Source organism: Mediterraneibacter glycyrrhizinilyticus (assembly GCF_015560805.1).
Lineage (GTDB): Bacteria > Bacillota > Clostridia > Lachnospirales > Lachnospiraceae > Schaedlerella > Schaedlerella glycyrrhizinilytica_A.
This window is the reverse complement of sequence record NZ_JADMSO010000001.1, coordinates 178,238-193,963: the sequence shown is the minus strand read 5'-3', so window position 1 is coordinate 193,963 and position 15,726 is coordinate 178,238. Positions and strand designations below refer to the sequence as shown.

The window sequence follows — 15,726 nt, the reverse complement described above, 5'->3', positions numbered from 1 at the left end:
GCTGAGATTTGCGCTTCATCGACCGTTTTCCCCCTTGTACACTGACGCTACGAATTGTTTTGTGCTGTGCACTCCCACAATTCCGGCGTCTTTTTATAGTATATCACACAATTTTCTGATAGCGGAGTGTATCTTTGATCATTTGTCCGGCGCGATGTACCGGAGGATGGGATTCCCGAGCCATAGCCGGAGCCGGGACACCGGAAACTACCGCCGTGACCGGAAGCTCCGGGATCGTGCGCTTGCTGACTTCCCCGTAATCCCGGATCGCCACGGTCACTGTGGAAAACGGAAGCGGTACCGCATAGTGATCCCATCTCCAGAACATCCGGAAACAGGAAGAATAGTGCACGCTGATCCCGACAAAATCGTCGCCGCTTTGTTCCGAAAGATAGAATGCCAGCTTTTTCGGCTCGTGACGCGGTCCCAGCGGACCGTCCAATGCGATCGCCAGCGAACGGGTCTGCTCATAGGACGACTGCATTAATTTTTTCAATGCGCCAAACGCCGCATAACCGTCCGGGATCCGCAGCGCATTTCCTCCACACTTTTTGATCATATGCTCAATATAATTTCCTCTTGTATCTGCGGTCACGATCACATCCACCGGCGCTGTCTTTCCGCGCAGATTTTTCAAAACCAGATTCATGATAAAACTGTCTTCATGCCAGAACCCGAAGATCTGACTGTTCCCGTAAAGCCGGTCTTCATCCCATTCCATATGTACGGTCTTTTCAAGAAGCTTTAAATATCCGGAAAACACCGCCTGCAGTATGTTCTGTCCGATCTTCTTTATACTCATAATCCATTTCCTCCTCATATTCTCCGGCAATTTCTTTCGCCACAATGCACTGCCGATACAGCAGTTCCTCATACATCGCCAGCCGCGCGGACCGGTATCCTGCCGCCGTCACTTTTGCACGTTCGCTCATCTCTTCCCTTTTATCTAACATTTCCAAGATCTTGTCTGTCCAGATCTCGACGTCTTCCGCTGTACGGAATCCATTCACTCCGTTTTCCACAATGTCCTCCACGCCGGACGCCTCCACAGCCACAACCGGAAGTCCCGCCGCAAATGCTTCCGCAAGCACGATCCCCTGTGTCTCGGATTTTGACGTAAATAAAAATGCGTCGCATGCCTGAAGATAGCAGTTCAGCTTTTCATTCGGAACTTTTCCGACAAACACGATCTCTTCTTCGATCCCGAGTTTTTTCGCTTCCGCTTTCAGTTCTTCCGTCATGCTTCCGTTTCCGATCAGGAGCACCCTGAAAAATGTTCCGTCCATTTTTTCTTTCAGTTTCCGGATCCCGTTCAACAGGAAATGGGGATTTTTCTCCTCTTCCAGACGTCCCGCCGTGCAGAACATGTACCCGTCTGTTCTTCCGGATACGTTCTGTTGTCCTCCCATATATTTCCGGCGGATTTCTCCGGCTTCTTTTGGATGTTCCTGATAAAATGTCTCTTCCAGTCCTGTCGGGAAAACTGCCATCGGCATTCTCGTTCCGTTTTCACGGATCCGTTTCTGCATCCCCGCCGTCGGCGCCAGCACCAGATCGCATTGGTTCGTAAACCATCTCATAAATTCCGGAACCACTACATTCTGCCCCAATTTCAAAAGCTGCTGCTTCAAGATCCTCCCCTTTCCCTCGGGCTTCAAAAATCCGATATAATGCAGATAATCTTCATATCTTGTATGATAGGTATAGATCACCGGAAGCTGATATTTCCGCCCCAGATATAATGCCGTCATCCCGACAAACATCGGATGATGCGTGTGGATCAGATCAAACGACTCCTCTTCAAACACTTTTGTGATCTCTTTTAAGATCAGTCTCGGATAGACCATCCCGTTCTCCATACATCTCGCCGATGTCTCATAGCGAAAGATCCGGATCCCGTTTTCGTCAAAATGATCCTCTCCCTCCGGAAGTTCTCCGTCATATTCCGGCGCAAACACCGTTACTTCATGTCCCAGTTTCACCAGTTCTTTCGCCTGCCGTTCCGCCGAGATCGGAACTCCTCCTAAAAATGGTTTGTAATTATTCGTAAGCATTGCGATCTTCATTCTCATTCCTCCCCGCTATCCCAGAATCCGGATCGCCGTCTCGCCGAAAAAATATCCGGCTCCGACGAACACAAGATTCCAGATAAAAATTCCGCATACAGAACTGACCGTATATTTGAGAAAGTCCATGCGCACCATTCCCGCCGGGATCGAGATGATCGTCCGCACCATCGGGAGCAGTTTGCTCACGAACACACCGATACAGCCTTTTTCCCGGAGCATCTGCATCTTGTCCTCAATGACCGGCTGCTGCTTCGGAAACTTCCGGAAATAGAATTCCATCACTTTCGTTCCTCCAAGCCGCCCCAACAGATACAACGCCCAGCTTCCGACAAGCCCTGCCGCAACGGACAAAAGCATCACCATCGGAAATCCGATCTCCCCTTTTGCCGCCCAGATCCCCGCCAGCGGCATGATCACGCCCGCCGGAAATCCCGGTAAATTCAAATATTCCAGCAGTACGATCAGGAAGATAAAAAATGCTCCGTATTCTATAAAATAATTGGTCAATACCTGAATACTCATAAAAAACAGCCTCCTTTAGAACTGTCTTTATCATATCGGACAGTTCTAAAGGAGACCGTTAGAAGAATCAAAAGAAAATCTTAAGAAGTTTAAAGAAATTGTGAATGCGTCGTCAATCTATCTTGATCTGCAGCGAATCCAAAAGCCTCACCGCCTTCGGAAACGAAAATCTTGTATCGCTCATTCATGTTCTGTCCTCCAATGTAATTCTTTTCCGTCGCTTACACAGGTGATCGTTCCCTGCTGGTCGGTGCGGTATACCTGCACGTCCGCATCTTCCAGCGCAGCCATTACTTCCGCATGCGGATGTCCGTAGGAATTGTCTTTTCCGCAGCTGATGAGCGCCCATGTCGGATCGGTCGCCGCCAGAAATTCCGGTGTGGTTGCCGTACTGCTGCCGTGATGTCCGCATTTGAGCACGTCGCATTCCAGCGCAGTTCCAAACTGCGCGGTCATCTCCTGTTCCGCCTCTGCTTCCGCATCCCCGCACATCACAAAAGAATTTTCACCATGCACAAGCTTGATCCCGACCGAAGAAGAATTCAGATCATTTTCACTGACTCCGTCCGCCTGAGGACAAAGCACCGTAAACGCCGCATCCCCCAGCGCATATTCAGCACCCGCATAAGGATGATCGACCGGGATCTGCTTTTCTGAGATCAGATTTTCCACTTCCGTATAAGTCACAGTGTCATTTTCCACATCCGGCATCAATACCTTTTCTACCGTAATTTCCCGGAGTACATTATCGGCTCCCCCGATATGATCCGCATCCGGATGGGTCAGAATCAGATAGTCCAGTTCTTCGATCCCACGCTCATCAAGCGCAGCCACAACAGTCTCTCCCCAGGAGTTGTTTCCCGCATCGATCATCATATTTCCGTCTTTCGTCTGGATGATCGTGCAGTCTCCCTGTCCCACATCCAGAAAGGTGACGTACATCTCCCCCTCCGCGACAGTCGATGAAGCCACATCCTTTTTCTTCTGAAACAGATCTGTAATCTTCCCGACCGCTTCTTTTGCCGGAATCCCCTGCGAATCCAGATAATCCATAACGCCGTAAAGACCGCCGCCGGAAATCAATATGACTGCGACGGCTGCCACAAACCCTTTTTTATTTTTTTTACGTCTTTTGCGTTTTTTCATATTCTATACTTCCCTTCTTGTCTTTTTAGTGCTATAATCTTTATATGTCTTTGGGGTATTAGCGCAGTTGGGAGCGCGCAACATTCGCATTGTTGAGGCCACGGGTTCGAATCCCGTATACTCCAGTTCTCGAAAAAGGAGAATGCATTTCTGACTGTAAAACAGTCTGCATTCTCCTTTTTCTTATATCATCCCGATCACATCCGTCAGACTGTCGCACCGCTTCCATGCAAGCGCCAGTATCTCTTCCGACGGCTCCACCAGATCGGGCACGACGATCACACGCATCCCTGCCGCCGCTGCCGAGCGCACGCCTGACGGCGCATCTTCCAGCGCGACCGCATATTGAGACGGAACGTCGATCAACCGGCATGCTTTTTCGTAAATCTCCGGATCCGGCTTACTTCTCGTCACCATATCGCCGCACACACATCCGTCAAAAAACTGCGCAAGATCGTAACGCGCCAGCATCGCTTCCGCGTGATCCCGACTGGAAGAGGTCGCCAATGCGATCCGAAGCCCCTTTTCCTTAGCCGCCCGAAGCAGTTCTTTTGCGCCGGGCTTCATCGGAATTCCCGTCTGTTCCAATATTTCATAATAGCGTGCTCTTGTCACCTCATTAAAACGTTCCATCGGAAAATCCGCGTCGACATGTTCCCTGAAATAAATTTCTCTTCCCCCACGGTTCATTCCGATCGTGTGGTAAATATGTTCGCCCAGATTCCCAAAACCCAGCAGATTTCCCGCATAATTCCAAGACTGCTGCACAACCCGCTCCGAGTCGAACAGCAGTCCGTCCATGTCAAATACAAGTCCTTTGATAACATCGGTGTACAAGGAAATCCCTCCGTGTACACCGACTCTTTTATTGTTCACGGAATACAACCTCTCCGGTCGATGCGTCCATACTCTCCACGATCGCCAGTGATTCCAGTTGGAATCCCAAGTTGCGGATGATCCGTCCACCGGACTGGAATCCTTTTTCCACCGCAATACCGATTCCCTCTACGGTCGCCCCCGCAGACTGTACGATCTGGATCAGACCCTGGAGCGCGCACCCGTTGGCCAGGAAATCATCGATGATCAGCACATGATCTTCCGGTCCGAGGAATTTCTGCGAAACGATCACATGGTTTTTGCACTTATGTGTGAAAGACTCCACTTCTGCCACATACATCTCACCATCTAAGTTAATGCTCTGTGACTTCTTTGCAAATACAACCGGAACATGGAAATGCTGCGCTGCGATACAGGCGATACCGATCCCGGAAGCCTCGATCGTCAGGATCTTATTGATCGGCTTGTCGGCAAAACGCTTTTTATATTCCGCACCCATCTGATCAAACAATTCGATATCCATCTGATGGTTCAGAAAACTGTCTACTTTTAATACATTTCCCTCTTTTACGATTCCGTCTTTTTTAATTCTCTCTTCCAAAAAATTCATGTCAGTTACCCTTTCGTCCTTCGTCTATTTCTTCCCTTGTAAAGCTTTGGCTTAAAAACTTCACTTTTAAATCGCCGCCTTGAAAACAGCGTTCCATTCCTTTTCTAACTCAATCGTTCAAAATCCGATGCCGGATGCTTGCAGATCGGACAGATATAATCTTCCGGAAGCTCTTCTCCCTCGTAAACATATCCGCAGATCTTGCAGATCCATCCTGTCTTTTCTGCCGGTTTCGGAGCCGGTTTGATATGCTTCTGATAAAAACTGTAAGAAACCGGAGCCGCATCGCTTAATACTTCCGCATCTGTGACGTCTGCCAAAAACATCGTATGTGTTCCGAGATCCGTCTCTGCAACGACATTTCCGGAAATATACGCACACGCTTTCTCTTTCAGGTACATAATCCCGTTTTCCGCACGCGGATAGGATCCGTCCGGCATCTTGTCTGTGTCTTTCCCACTCTGAAAGCCAAAATGCCGGAATACGTCAAATGTCGCTTCCTCACTCAGACAAGATACATTGAACTTCTTCGTCCTCTGGATCATATCATGTGTATAGTTCTGCTTGTTCACGACTACGATCATGCGGTTCGGGGTTGTCGTCACCTGCATCGCCGTGTTGATGATGCAGCCGTTGTCTTTCTCCCCATCCCGTGCAGTCAGTACAAACAGACCATACGTCAACTTATACATTGCTTTTTTATCCATTCTCGTTCTCCTTTCTGCTCACGCTTTACGTCTCAAGTATTTCTATTATAACAAGTCCGGATGAAAAAAGCACCTGTTTCTTTCTTCCTGTTTCTTTCTCTATTTTTTCCACTGTGTCTTCTCTGCTTATTGCGGTTCAAAATCCGCATGATCTCCGATTTTTAAGATCCTCTGATTTCTGCTTCCGCGAAACTGGAGCGACAGATCTTTCTCCGCCTGCACAAATTCTCCGTCCACCAGTATATCAATATAGGAAAGCATTTCCTCCGTCGCATCGGTGAAAACTTTTCCGTCCGGAATCAGATCCACGTCATACAAATATCCTGTATAGCACCAGATGCTTTTCTTAGGATACGTCTCACGGATCTTTTTCAGCAAATGTACCAGTTCCACCTGATTCTCCGGCTCAAACGGCTCTCCGCCAAGCAACGTAAATCCCTGGATATAATCCGGTTTCAGAAGCTCTAAAATTTCCGCTTCCGTCGCTTTTGTATACGGCTGACCGAATTTGAAATCCCACGTCTCCGCATTGAAACATCCTTTGCAGTGATGCCGGCAGCCGGAGACGAACAGGCTCACCCGGACGCCGGGACCATTGGCAATATCGCAGTTTTTTATATTAGCATAATTCATGACACAACCTCCTTATGATACAGCACACGGGCAGTCTGATGTCCGCCATCATTCTGCCCGTATTTCCGGAAATAAGGGATGTTCCCTGCTCCCGCGTGCTTTATTTGATTCCAGCGTCAGTGTACAAGGGGAAATACGACCGTTTTCCCCCACATATACCGACACTATATTTTACAAATGAAGAACTCTGTCCTTGATCTCCTGTGTACGTCCCTGATTCCAGAACTGTGTTCCGATATATCCGCACGTTCTTCTCGCTACGGACATCTTACTCTGGTCACGGTTTCCGCAGTTCGGGCATTCCCATACGAGTTTGCCGGACTCTTCCTCTACGATCTTGATCTCCCCATCGTATCCGCAGCATTCACAGTAATCGCTCTTTGTATTCAGTTCTGCGTACATGATATTGTCATAAATAAACTTCATAACAGTCAGTACCGCCGGAATATTATTCTGCATGTTCGGCACTTCCACATAACTGATCGCGCCTCCCGGAGATAATTTCTGGAATTCCGACTCAAATTTCAGCTTGCTGAACGCATCAATCTCTTCCGACACATGTACATGATAGCTGTTGGTGATGTAGTTCTTATCGGTAACGCCTTTGATGATACCAAAACGCTTCTGTAAGCATTTGGAGAACTTGTAAGTTGTGGATTCCATCGGTGTTCCGTATACGGAATAGCTGATATTCTCCGCCGCTTTCCATTCATTACACTTGTCGTTCAGACGCTGCATAACTTTCAGCGCAAATTCCTTTGCTTCCGGATGGGTATGGGATTCTCCGTACATCCGCACGCACATCTCGTTCAGTCCTGCATATCCGAGGGAGATCGTCGAATATCCGCCGTAAAGAAGCTTATCGATCGTCTCACCTTTTTTCAGGCGGGCAAGCGCTCCGTTCTGCCAGAGGATCGGCGCCACATCCGAAACGGTTCCGAGCAGACGCTCATGTCTGCATCTCAGCGCACGATGGCAAAGTTCCAGACGCTCATCCAGGATCTCCCAGAACTTCTCCATATCTCCCTCGGAAGAACAAGCCACGTCTACAAGGTTGATCGTCACAACGCCCTGATTAAAACGACCGTAGAACTTGTAGCTTCCGTCCGGATTCTTCTGTGACTCTTCCACAGTAAGGAAAGAACGGCATCCCATACAGGTATATACACAGCCTTTTTTCAGCTGACGCATGATCTTTGCGGAAATATAATCCGGAACCAAACGTTTTGCGGTACATTTTGCCGCCAATTCCGTCAGATACCAATATTTGGAATCTTCTGTAATATTATCTTCATCCAGCACATAGATCAGCTTCGGAAATGCCGGTGTGATCCATACGCCTTTCTCATTCTTCACGCCCTGCATTCTCTGGATCAGAACTTCTTCGATGATCAGCGCAAGGTCGTCTCTTGTCTGTCCCTCCGGAACTTCATCCAGATACATGAACATCGTAACAAACGGAGCCTGTCCGTTACAAGTCATCAATGTGATCAGCTGATACTGGATCGTCTGGATACCGCTCTTGATCTCATCTTTCAGTCGGCGCTCTGTCACCTTGGAGATGATCGCTTCATCCAGGCTTTCTCCGCACTCTTTCCGCTCTTCGATGACATTTTTACGGATCTTCTTTCTGCTGATATCCACAAACGGCGCCAGATGGGCAAGTGTAAAAGACTGTCCGCCGTACTGGTTGCTGGCTACCTGTGCCACGATCTGTGTCGTTACGTTACATGCGGTAAAAAAGCTGTGCGGCTTTTCGATCATCGTCTCACTGATCACCGTACCGTTCTGCAGCATATCTTCCAGATTGATCAGGTCACAGTTGTGCTCTTTCTGCGCAAAATAATCGGTGTCGTGGAAGTGGATGATCCCCGCCTCATGCGCCTGCACGATCTCCTCGGGAAGCAATACCCGCTTAGAAAGGTCTTTGCTGACTTCTCCCGCCATATAATCTCTCTGTGTCGAGTTGATGATCGGGTTCTTGTTGGAATTCTCCTGCTTTACTTCCTCATTGATATGCTCCAATAATGCAAGGATTCCGTTGTCTGTCGTGTTCGACTTTCTCTTGAGCTCTCTCTTATAACGATAGCGGACATACTTCTGTGCCACTTCGTATCCGCGCATCTCCATGATCCCTGTCTCTACCATATCTTGTATGTCTTCCACATGCACTGCATGTGTTGACTTCTCAACTTCCTGCGCGATCGTATCTGCGATCGCCTCGATCTGATACTCGCTCAACTGATGGATCCGATCCATCTCGTCATTGGCTTTGCTGATCGCATTCGTGATCTTTTCTACATCAAAATCCACTTCTTTACCATTTCTTTTGATAATCCTCGTCTTAACCGCCACTTCTTTATACCTCCTCATTCATCAATATATATTGTTCTCTATAAAAATCTCTGTACTATATCTTGTGTTACCCCCTTATGATAACTCATTTCCTCTCAAAATGGAAGCATAACTTTTATAAAATAATCCCTCTGTTTTCTGACAATTAAATTTGCTATTTTTCTATCGTCCCACAAATGAAAAAGAGACTGTCCCGTTCGAGAACATTCAGCAAAATCTTCTAAATCTGCTCTCGAATAAGTCAGTCTCTGATCCTCTCTTCTAACCTTTCTGCCCATCGTTTAAAATTGGGCATGAAAAAAGCGGGTGATGGGAATCGAACCCACGTATCCAGCTTGGAAGGCTGGTGTTCTACCATTGAACTACACCCGCGTTTGTCGTGTTTCTGATGTCTTATCCTTAACACGAGTGTTATAATACCATAGCTATTTTTAAAAAGCAAGTACTTTTTTTAATTTTTTTAAATTTTTTGATCCAGTCATAGAACCGGTCACCCTGTAATAAGAAAAATAGCGGTAAGAACCTCCATCATCTCGATTCTCACCGCCATTATAGTTCATTCTATTTTCTATTATTTATCTCCGCTGCAGTGTCCGTGACACTCTTTGCCGTCAAAGCAATACGTACACAGTTTACATGCCGGAAGTCCGATCGCCTCCACCAGATCGTCCAGACGGTGATACCGAAGACTCGTAAAGTTCTGTCTCTTTCTGATCTCCTCCACCATCTCGTCATAGCGCTCTGTCGTCGGATCCGCATACTCCGCCAGGATCTCCGGCGTCACTTCTTCCTCACGCTCCTCAATGATCCGTCGTGTGATCAGATCCAGCTCGGATTTGGAGCGGGAGAAATTTAAATATTTACATCCATACAGAAGCGGCGGACATGCCGGGCGGACATGCACTTCTTTTGCTCCGCTCTGATACAGAAATTCCGTCGTCTCTCGAAGCTGTGTTCCGCGCACGATGGAATCGTCGATCAGAAGCAGCTTCTTATTCTCGATCAATGCCTGCACCGGGATCAGTTTCATCCGCGCGATCAGCTCCCGCTGGCTCTGGTTTGTCGGCATAAACGAACGCGGCCAGGTCGGCGTATATTTGATAAACGGTCTCGCATACGGGATCCCCGACTCATTGGCGTATCCGATCGCATGCGCGATCCCGGAATCCGGTACACCTGCCACAATATCCGGCTGCACGCTGTCTCCGTCGCGCTTCGCCAGCATACTTCCGCATTTGTAACGCATTTCTTCTACATTTACGCCCTCATAAGAAGACGTCGGATATCCGTAATATACCCAGAGAAATGAGCAGATCCGCATCTCCTCGCCTGCCGGACTTACCGTCTCCACGCTCTCCGGCGTGATATGGACGATTTCCGCCGGTCCCAGTTCTTTATAATCGGAAAATCCCAGATTGATATACGCAAAATTTTCAAACGAAACACAGTAGCCGTCTTCCCGCTTTCCGACAACGAGCGGAGTTCTTCCGTATTTGTCCCGCGCGGCATAAAGCCCGTCTTTGGTCATCAAAAGGATCGTCATCGAGCCGTCCACAAGCCCCTGCACATAACGGATTCCCTCCACAATGCTGTCCGCCTTGCAGATCAGCGCCGCGATCAGCTCTGTCGCGTTGATCATGCCGCCGCTCATTTCCTGGAAATGAGACCGCCCCTCCTGATATACTTTTTTCAGAAGTTCATCCTGATTGTTGATCTTTCCAACCGTTGCGATCGCAAAGCTTCCGAGATGAGACTGGACGAGCAGCGGCTGCGGCTCATAATCCGAAATACACCCGATCCCGAGATTTCCCTCCAGTTCCTCCACATCTTTCTCAAATTTTGTACGGAACGGAGAGTTCTCGATATTATGGATCGCTCTCTGAAATCCCTGTTCTCCGTACATCGCCATTCCGCCTCGTCTCGTTCCGAGATGAGAATGATAATCTACTCCGTAAAACAATTCCAATGTGCAGTTTTTCTTTGATGCTACCCCAAAAAATCCACCCATGTTTTATTCTCCCTTTCTTCTGTCTTACCGTCAAAAGACAAGATGACTTCCCGTCCCCTTGCCCATCGATGATAGTTTACCACGAACCGCCGACAAAAAAAATGGTTCCTCTTGATTTTTCTTATTACTTTAAATTATAAATTCTCATAAGTCACCGGCAGCATCCGTGTACAAGGGTAAAATTTCCCCTTATACACTAGCGATACAATTCCGCTTGCTTCTCCAACAGTTTCCATATCTTTTTCAAATTTTTATCGGAATGTTCCAGCTCACGGGAATAGCGGTAGATCACTTCGATCACATCATCCTGATCCAATGTCTTCCCGTTTTTCAGCCAGCGCGCCGCCAGAAAATCCCAGATCAGCGCAACGCTTCCCGCCGCCACCTGCGCGTTTACGAAAATCTTCTCATCGTAGACCGCGCCGCAGAAATAAGTAAAAATGAAATAGACAAGCAGCTGCTCCGTCAGGATTTCCCGGTCGAATCCCGTCACTTCCGCCCGGGCAAATTCCTTATGGAGATTCCGATACCCTCTCCAGCCGCCCGAAAATAAGATCCGGCTCGTTTCCGTACGCATCTGTTTCCACTCCGGCTGCAGAAGTTCCAGTTTACGGATCATCGCAAATGTCCGGCGTGAAAATGTGTACCGCCGTTTCCAGTCCATTTTATATCGCTCCGCTTTTCTTGCCGCCGCGGAGAAATATGTTTCTTTCCGGTAAGTATCCAACACATCGCCGCAGGAGAACAACGCGCCTTTTTTCACACGTTCCTCCAGATCATGCGCCATTCCGAGCATCAGCATCATCCGGTTTTCCACAGGAAGCCGCCGATTTTTTAAAGTTATCAACATCAGATCACGCGTATCCACAAGATAGGAGTATAAAAACGGATCGAATCCGTCAAATTCTTCCTCTCCCTCTTTTTCGTAATTCAGAAATTCCACCGGTTCCTGTCTGCCGACCAACATTCTTGTCACTTCCGGACAGGACAACGAAAGAGAGATTTCCCGGACGCCCTCAAACTCTTCCGTATGACGCGGATACGTCCTGCAAGTCTTACAAAGGCTGTCCGCTCCGAGCTGCTGATACATTTCGCACAAATTATCTTCTTTCAGAAACTTGCATCTGCGAAGCGGATCCTGCCGGAACGTTCCGTCGCGCCAGCAGATCGCCTCTCTTAATTTTTTCCGATAAGGTCCTTTCTCCGCCCGATACCGTTCCAGTGCTTCCTCATCGACAACGATCTGCCAGCCTGCGCAGCAAGTATCTTCACACGCATCCGCCGTACAGGAAAACGCTTCGTAATAATCCGGTATTGTATAAAGCATCTTTCGTTCCTCCTCTTCACTCTGACAAATCTTCCGTCAGGCTTAACATCCTGACTTGATCAGCCTGTAACTGCCGTACCCGCTCTCTTCCACCGAACTTTCAAACAACGCTTTCGCCGCCCGCACAAGTGCTTCCGTATCTTTCACACCGGCGGTCTCATACGGCGAATGCATGGCAAGCTGAGGTAGTCCGATATCCACACAGCAGACCGCAACCTGATTTCCCGACAGATTGCCAAGCGTCGATCCGCCGATCATATCCGCCCGGTTCAAAAAGGTCTGATACAGAACATTTGCATTTTCGCACAATTGTTTCCACAATGCCGCAGACACACCATCGGTCGTATATTTCTGGTTGGCGCTGTATTTCAGCACGATTCCCTCATTCAGCACCGGACGGTTCGTCGGACATGCCGCCTCCGCAAAATTCGGATGCACGGCGTGGGCATTATCCGCCGACACCATAAAGCTCGACGCGATCGCCTGCCGGTATTCTCCCGGCGTTCTGCCGAGCAACTCATTGATCCGTACAAGCGTATCCGCAAGAAATGTGGACGCCGCTCCCTGTTTCGTACTGCTTCCCACTTCCTCATTGTCAAACACACAGTGCACCGGAATACTCTCGCACTCTTCTGCCGCAGCCTCCGCGGCGAGAAATCCTTTCAAGGATGCAAATGCGCACTGCAGATCATCCAGCCGTGCAGAAGAAAGAAACGCATCCTCCGCTCCCCAGATCGTTCCTCCGACCCGGTTATATAAAAACAGATCGTGTCCTAAAATATCTTCTTCGGAAACGCCCGCCGACTCCGCCACTGCCCGGAGAAATGTTCCTTTTGCGCCGATCATCCCGTAGAGCGGAAGCAGTTCTTTCTGCACATTATATTTGTGCCCCTCGTTCGCCTGCCGATCCATATGGACAGCAAGACTCGGGATCAGAAGCAGATCTTTGTCCACGTTCACAAGCTTTGATACGATTCTTCCGTTTTCACGCACGATCAGACGTCCCGCTACCGAAAGCGGACGGTCGAACCACGGCGCGATCAACATGCCGCCGTATTTCTCCACGTTCAATTTCACATATGCTTTTTCCGCTTCCATCTCCGGATTCTCTTTCACCTTAAATGTCGGCGAATCACTGTGGCTCGCCATAATCTGAAATCCGCGAAACCCGCCGTGGACACGACTCTTGATTTTCGCAGACGGGATCCGAAATGCGATCAGCGATGTGCCTCCCCGGATCACATAATATTTTCCTCCGGGGGAAAGTTCCCATGTATCCCCCTCCAAAAGCTGTTCGTATTGTCTTGCATCCAACATCCGTTTCATCGTATCGACCGCGTGGAATGCACTCGGGCTTTCCCCGATAAATTGAAGTAACTCTTCTGCTGTTTTACTTTCCATTTCTTTCCTCTCCGCATTCTATTCTTTCTGCTCCATCGTTTTCCGCCATTTCCCGGTCCGGTATTCCATAAACGAGATCGCCCAGTTTAAGAACCATCCGATCGGAACGGCGATCCATACCATCGCGATCCCGAAACGCGGCGCCATCGTCACAGCAACGATCACCCGCACAGACAGATTGACCAGATTGGCGATCGTGAACATTTTCATATCGCCGGCGCCGCGGAGCAATCCGTCCACCGCCATTTTAAATCCGATCAGACAGAAGAACCATCCCATGAATTTCAGATAACCGACTCCGGTCGCAAGCGCGGTCTCTGTTCCTCCGCCGCCCAAAAACAATGTGATGATCGGACGATGCGCCGTCTCCAATACAACCGCGATCAGAACCGCGCAGGCGATCACCATCCGGTTCGCCGCATGATATCCCTCCACTACACGCTCCTGTTTTCCCGCACCCAGATTCTGTGCCGTGTAAGAGGAAACAGCATTTCCGATCCCTGCCATCGGAACCACGCAGATAGATTCGATCCGCATTGCCGCCGAAAATCCCGCCAACGCTTCCGAACCGAAGCTGTTGACTACGGACTGTACAAGCATCATGCCGATCGAAACGGTGGACTGCTGGAAAATAGACGGGACTGCCACGCGCATCATCGCCCACATTTCCTCTTTATCAAAAATCTTTCCGCTGTATTTTGCTTTCCTGCAAGATTTTTCATCCTGACCGTGTTCGTTTGTCTGCTCCTGACCGCACATTTTGCGCAGTTCTTTTAAAAATACAAAAAATGAGAGAACGGCCGAGATTCCCTGCGCGATCAACGTCGCCCATGCAACACCCGCAACGCCCATTCCGAACTGTGTGACAAATACCACGTCCAGTATCACATTGAACACCGAGGAAAAAATCAGAAAATACAGAGGGATCCGCGATTTCCCGAGGGCGTTGAACATCGCCGAAAGGACATTATACATAAATAAAAAAGGAAGCCCCAGAAAATAAATATTCAGATACTGCACCGAAAGATCCAGTACGTCCGCGGGAGTATTTAAAACGACCATGATCTGTCTGCCGAGCAGAAGACCGATCCCGCCCAACACGATACTGACTGCCAGAAAGGAAAGCAGTGCGGTAAAGACCGCAGACTTCATATTTTCATATTCTTTCGCGCCAAAATAGCGGCTGACGATCACCGACGCACCGATCCCGCCGCCGATCGCCACACAGATAAATATATTCGTCAGCGCATAGGACGCGCCCACCGCCGCCAATGCCTGTTCACTGACAAAACGCCCGACGATCGCGGAATCTGCCATCGTATAAAACTGCTGGAACAGATTTCCGACGATGATCGGGACAGAGAACAACACGAGCGCAGACAGAGGTTTCTTTTGGATCAGATAATCATTTTTCATTCTTTTCCCTGCTTTTCTCGTTATTTTCGGTGTTTGCCGATGCACAAATATCGCTTAGGCAACACCGTTCACAGTGCGGCGTTGTCCGCGCCGTACACACTTCCCGCCCATGATAGACAAGCCGGTGGCAGAAATCGCTCCCCTCCTTAGGCGGAATCAGTTTCCAAAGTTCCATCTCCACTTTTTTCGGTTCTTTGATCCCATCCACAAGCCCGATCCGGTTCACAAGACGGATACAATGTGTGTCTGTCACGATCGCCGGTTTGCCGAACACGTCGCCCACGATCAGATTGGCGCTTTTTCTTCCGACGCCCGGAAGTTTTAACAACTCGTCAAAATCGTCCGGAACCTGTCCGCCGTATACGTCCCGGATCATCCGCATGCAGGCGCTGATGTCCCGCGCCTTGCTTTTCCCAAGACCGCAGGGGCGCACGATAGCCTCGATCTCTTCCGCCTCTGCGGCTGCAAGCGCCTCCATCGTCGGATATTTTGCATAGAGCTCTTCCACGACCACATTGACCCGCTCATCCGTACACTGTGCCGCAAGCCGCACGCCGACAAGCAGCTTCCATGCATTGTCATAATCCAGCGTACACGCGGCGTCCGGGTATTCCCGGCGGAGCCGTTCGATCACCTCCGCCGCCAGCTTCTGCTTCTTTTTATCTCCTGTCTGATAAAGCATTTCTTTTTTTATT

Annotated in this window: 14 protein-coding genes and 2 tRNA genes; 1 reads left to right on the top strand and 15 read right to left on the bottom strand. The window is 49.1% G+C overall.

The features are described 5' to 3' along the window. Positions 1–103: 103 nt before the first annotated feature. The 4 genes from I2H87_RS00915 to I2H87_RS00900 all read right to left on the bottom strand — a co-directional run bounded on the left by I2H87_RS00915 (position 104) and on the right by I2H87_RS00900 (position 3,737). Positions 104–802, bottom strand: coding sequence for a lysophospholipid acyltransferase family protein (locus I2H87_RS00915; protein WP_054703428.1), 699 nt, complete (start codon positions 800–802; stop codon positions 104–106). Further along, a complete protein-coding gene (locus I2H87_RS00910) occupies positions 735–2,066 on the bottom strand; it encodes a glycosyltransferase (RefSeq protein ID WP_195609102.1) in 1,332 nt (443 codons plus the stop codon). The genes I2H87_RS00915 and I2H87_RS00910 overlap by 68 nt, the downstream gene beginning before the upstream one ends. A gap of 15 nt (positions 2,067–2,081) precedes the next feature. Next, a complete protein-coding gene (locus I2H87_RS00905) occupies positions 2,082–2,591 on the bottom strand; it encodes a DedA family protein (protein WP_009267340.1) in 510 nt (169 codons plus the stop codon). A gap of 180 nt (positions 2,592–2,771) precedes the next feature. Then, on the bottom strand, positions 2,772–3,737 hold the full coding sequence (locus I2H87_RS00900) for a ComEC/Rec2 family competence protein (RefSeq protein WP_054703426.1): 966 nt from the start codon (positions 3,735–3,737) through the stop codon (positions 2,772–2,774). A 52-nt stretch (positions 3,738–3,789) separates the two neighbouring features. On the opposite strand from I2H87_RS00900, the gene I2H87_RS00895 reads away from it, so the two are divergent. Further along, positions 3,790–3,862: transfer RNA gene (locus tag I2H87_RS00895), tRNA-Ala, on the top strand. A gap of 58 nt (positions 3,863–3,920) precedes the next feature. Here the strand turns inward: I2H87_RS00895 and I2H87_RS00890 are convergent. From I2H87_RS00890 to I2H87_RS00840, 11 genes are all read right to left on the bottom strand, one after another. Further along, positions 3,921–4,574, bottom strand: a complete 654-nt coding sequence (locus I2H87_RS00890; RefSeq protein WP_009267342.1) for an HAD family hydrolase — start codon at positions 4,572–4,574, stop codon at positions 3,921–3,923. A gap of 28 nt (positions 4,575–4,602) precedes the next feature. Then, a complete protein-coding gene (locus I2H87_RS00885; protein ID WP_009267343.1) occupies positions 4,603–5,184 on the bottom strand; it encodes a xanthine phosphoribosyltransferase in 582 nt (193 codons plus the stop codon). A 104-nt stretch (positions 5,185–5,288) separates the two neighbouring features. Continuing rightward, a complete protein-coding gene (locus tag I2H87_RS00880; protein WP_054703424.1) occupies positions 5,289–5,891 on the bottom strand; it encodes a flavin reductase in 603 nt (200 codons plus the stop codon). Positions 5,892–6,017: 126 nt separating this feature from the next. Continuing rightward, a complete protein-coding gene (nrdG, locus tag I2H87_RS00875) occupies positions 6,018–6,524 on the bottom strand; it encodes an anaerobic ribonucleoside-triphosphate reductase activating protein (protein WP_117550634.1) in 507 nt (168 codons plus the stop codon). A 171-nt stretch (positions 6,525–6,695) separates the two neighbouring features. Next, positions 6,696–8,897: an anaerobic ribonucleoside-triphosphate reductase gene (gene nrdD / locus I2H87_RS00870; RefSeq protein WP_117550632.1), complete on the bottom strand. Its 2,202-nt coding sequence runs from the start codon at positions 8,895–8,897 to the stop codon at positions 6,696–6,698. A gap of 283 nt (positions 8,898–9,180) precedes the next feature. Then, positions 9,181–9,251, bottom strand: a tRNA-Gly gene (locus I2H87_RS00865). Positions 9,252–9,450: 199 nt separating this feature from the next. After that, complete coding sequence (locus tag I2H87_RS00860; protein ID WP_195609101.1) at positions 9,451–10,887, bottom strand: amidophosphoribosyltransferase; 1,437 nt, start codon at positions 10,885–10,887, stop codon at positions 9,451–9,453. A 196-nt stretch (positions 10,888–11,083) separates the two neighbouring features. Beyond that, on the bottom strand, positions 11,084–12,214 hold the full coding sequence (fliB, locus tag I2H87_RS00855; RefSeq protein WP_195609100.1) for a flagellin lysine-N-methylase: 1,131 nt from the start codon (positions 12,212–12,214) through the stop codon (positions 11,084–11,086). Positions 12,215–12,256: 42 nt separating this feature from the next. Next, entirely contained in the window at positions 12,257–13,615 is a 1,359-nt protein-coding gene (locus I2H87_RS00850) for a M18 family aminopeptidase (protein WP_195609099.1), read from the bottom strand. An 18-nt stretch (positions 13,616–13,633) separates the two neighbouring features. Next, entirely contained in the window at positions 13,634–15,031 is a 1,398-nt protein-coding gene (locus tag I2H87_RS00845; protein WP_054703413.1) for an MATE family efflux transporter, read from the bottom strand. Further along, positions 15,021–15,713: an endonuclease III domain-containing protein gene (locus I2H87_RS00840; RefSeq protein ID WP_117550740.1), complete on the bottom strand. Its 693-nt coding sequence runs from the start codon at positions 15,711–15,713 to the stop codon at positions 15,021–15,023. The genes I2H87_RS00845 and I2H87_RS00840 overlap by 11 nt, the downstream gene beginning before the upstream one ends. Positions 15,714–15,726: the final 13 nt, after the last annotated feature.